The organism is Streptomyces sp. UH6, assembly GCF_013421635.1.
GTDB lineage: Bacteria > Actinomycetota > Actinomycetes > Streptomycetales > Streptomycetaceae > Streptomyces > Streptomyces abyssomicinicus.
In genome coordinates this window covers 1-2,990 of record NZ_JACADT010000703.1, presented here as the reverse complement: position 1 = coordinate 2,990, position 2,990 = coordinate 1, and the positions used below count along the sequence as shown (strand labels likewise).

3 protein-coding genes are annotated in these 2,990 nt (G+C 72.1%); 1 reads left to right on the top strand and 2 read right to left on the bottom strand.

What is annotated here, in order from left to right:
- Positions 1-31: 31 nt before the first annotated feature.
- Positions 32-703, bottom strand: coding sequence for an HAD-IA family hydrolase (locus HW445_RS24545; RefSeq protein ID WP_180223118.1), 672 nt, complete (start codon positions 701-703; stop codon positions 32-34).
- Positions 704-1,060: 357 nt separating this feature from the next.
- Entirely contained in the window at positions 1,061-1,642 is a 582-nt protein-coding gene (locus HW445_RS24540; protein WP_180223117.1) for a TMEM165/GDT1 family protein, read from the bottom strand.
- Positions 1,643-2,035: 393 nt separating this feature from the next.
- Here HW445_RS24540 and HW445_RS24535 point away from each other — a divergent pair, with 393 nt between their 5' ends.
- A complete protein-coding gene (locus tag HW445_RS24535; RefSeq protein WP_180223116.1) occupies positions 2,036-2,686 on the top strand; it encodes an HNH endonuclease family protein in 651 nt (216 codons plus the stop codon).
- The last annotated feature ends 304 nt before the right edge of the window (positions 2,687-2,990 follow it).

The following is a 2,990-nucleotide window of genomic DNA, read 5'->3' as shown; positions in this document are numbered from 1 at the left end:
CGCGCCCGGCGGCCGTCCGGTGGGGCGGAACTCAGTCCCGCCTGGCCCTCACCAGCACCGAACCGTCGGCGCCGGGTTCCACCCGGATCTGACGCAGGTCGCGCACCACCACGTCCGGCGCGTGCGCGTGGGCCCGCGGGCCCACACCGACCACCCGCATCCCGGCGGCCTTGCCCGCGGTGATCCCGGCCTCGGAGTCCTCGAACACGAGGCAGTCCTCCGGTGCGACCCCCAGCTCGGCGGCCGCCTTCAGGAAGCCCTCCGGGTCCGGCTTGGAGTGGGCGACGTCCTCCGCCGTGACCCGGGTCTCCGGCAGCGCCAGCCCGGCGGCCGCCATCCGCGCCGTGCACAGCTTCACGTCCGCGGAGGTCACCAGGGCGTGCGGAACCCCGCGCAGCGAGGCCAGGAACTCGGGGGCTCCGGGCACGGCCACCACGCCCTCGGTGTCGGCGGACTCCTCCGCCAGCAGCCACGCGTTGTCGGCGTGGTTCTCCGCCACGGGGCGGTCGGGCAGCAGCAGCGCCATCGTGGCGTGGCCCTGACGGCCGTGGGCCACCTTGACCACGTGGTCGCCGTCGAGCCCCTGGGACGCGGCCCAGCGGCGCCAGACGCGCTCCACGGCGGCATCGGAATTGACGAGGGTTCCGTCCATGTCCAGCAACAGGGCGCGGACGGAGATTTCGACGGCGGCACCCATGGCCATACGGCACGGCTCCAGACACAAGAGAAAGCAGACCAAGGTGGCCCCGCCCGCCGGTCAGGGGGTGACGAGCGGGAACCACTTTGTTCCTCAACGATACAAAACCCTGGGGCCGGCCGCCACCCTGGGGTCCACGATGTGGACACACGCCCCTCCGAGGCGCGGACCGCCGGGGCGCCGCAGGGCGCGGGAGGGCCGGAAGCTCGACCGGAGCGAAGGCCGCCGACGGCACCGGGTGACACCGACCCGCACCGTTGGCACCATCGGCACCGCCGGCGCCACCGGCACCGGCCGACGCCGCAGACGCCGCCGCCGACGCCACCGACGCCACCGACGCGAGGGCTCCCGTCCTCGACGGCCTCAGCCGGCGATCGCCTCCCAGAGGCTCCACAGGCCCAGCCCCGTCATCAGCACCGCGGCGATCTTGGTGATCAGCTCCAGCGGCACCTTCTTCATCAGCGCCTTGCCGCCCACGATGCCGAGACCGGCCACCGACCACAGCGCCAGCACGGCCCCGAGCCCGACCGACAGCGGGTCGTCGTACCGGGCGGCCAGGTTGGCCGTCATGATCTGGGTCAGGTCGCCGAACTCGGCGACCAGGATGAGCATGAAACCGGCGCCCGAGACCTTCCAGAAGGACTGGTTCTCCGGCTTGCGGATCTCCTCCTCGTCCTCGCCCTTCTTCATGAGCAGCACCGCCGCGCCACCGAGGAAGAGCACACCGGTGATCGCGTGCACGATCTGCTGCGGCAGCAGCGTCAGCACGCTGCCCGCCGCGACGGCGAGCACCACGTGGACCAGGAAGGCCGCCGCGACCCCCGCGAAGACGTAGGAGGCGCGGTAGCGGGTCCCCAGCACCAGGCCGGCCAGTGCGGTCTTGTCGGGGAGCTCCGCGAGAAAGACGACGCCGAAGACGAGCGCCGTCACACCAAGGCTGATCACATTTCCTCAATCGGTCGGGCCACCCCACCGAGAGATTGCGCGTCTGCGAACACCTCGGCACGGCAGCACACACGGACGTACACGGGTATGCACTGCTTGCCGAAGGTCTCGCCAGCCGTCCGGTTCACACCGGTGCACGGCCTCCGGGCGCCGGCTCAGCGAGCTGAGCAGTATGTCGACGGTCCCGGCGTAGGGCTACTCCCCTTCCGCTTCCTCCATCGTACGTGAACTTCCGGTGCGAACATCCGGGCGAACCCGTCGCAACCTCCCGCGGCCCCTTGTCGTGGCATGTACGCGTCGCTAACTTCTCACCGGCTGCTCATCCGCCGGCAACGTCACGCGAAGAGCATGCCGTCCGTCCGCGTTTCGCCTCCCACCTTCGAGGGACCTCGCATGCCCAAGTTCTACGCGCGTCACGCCCGCCGGTTCGGCATAGTCTCGGCGCTGGCCGGGATCGTCGCCTCGCTGGGCCTCTTCGCCGCCCCGAGCGCGTCCGCCGCCCTCCCCACCCCGGTCAGCGGCGCCACCGCCCGCAGCTACCTCGCCGCCCTGCCGGTCCAGACCGAGGTCCGTACCGGCTACGACCGCGACCTGTTCCCGCACTGGATCACCATCAGCGGCGCCTGCAACACCCGCGAGACCGTCCTCAAGCGCGACGGCTCGGGCGTGGTCACCGACTCGGCCTGCGCCGCCACCAGCGGCAGCTGGTACTCGCCCTTCGACGGCGCCACCTGGTCCGCGGCCTCGGACGTGGACATCGACCACCTGGTGCCGCTGGCCGAGGCCTGGGACTCCGGCGCCCGCAACTGGACCACCTCACAGCGCCAGGCCTTCGCCAACGACCTCACCCGGCCGCAGCTCCTGGCCGTCACCGACAACGTGAACCAGACGAAGGGCGACCAGGACCCCGCCACCTGGATGCCGTCCCGCACCGCCTACCGCTGCACCTACGTGCGCGCCTGGGTGCAGGTGAAGTACTACTACGGCCTCTCGGTGGACTCCGCCGAGAAGAGCGCCCTCACCAGCTACCTGTCGAGCTGCTGAGCCGCCGAGCCGTTCAGCCGCCGAGTCCGCGTCGCTGAGCGCCGAGCCGGTCGGCGCGTCCTCCTCCGCCCGAGGTTGACGCGCCGCACCGTCTCCCGTCCGGCCCCGGCATCCCGGCCGCGGCCCCGCCGTCACTCTCCACGGTGACCTGGCGGGGCACGGCCGGTCCGGGGCTCCCCGGCCCGATCACACTGACCTCGATCGGACCCTGCCGAGGAGCCCCCATGCACCGACCCCCGCACGACACGCCGCCCGAGCCGGACCCCGAGCCGGGCCTCCAACCGGGTCCCGAGCCGTCCCTCGA

Coding starts and splice junctions, on each gene's coding strand:
- HW445_RS24545 (WP_180223118.1), bottom strand. CDS start 703: ATGGCCATGGGTGCCGCCGTCGAAATCTCCGTCCGCGCCCTGTTGCTG.
- HW445_RS24535 (WP_180223116.1), top strand. CDS start 2,036: ATGCCCAAGTTCTACGCGCGTCACGCCCGCCGGTTCGGCATAGTCTCG.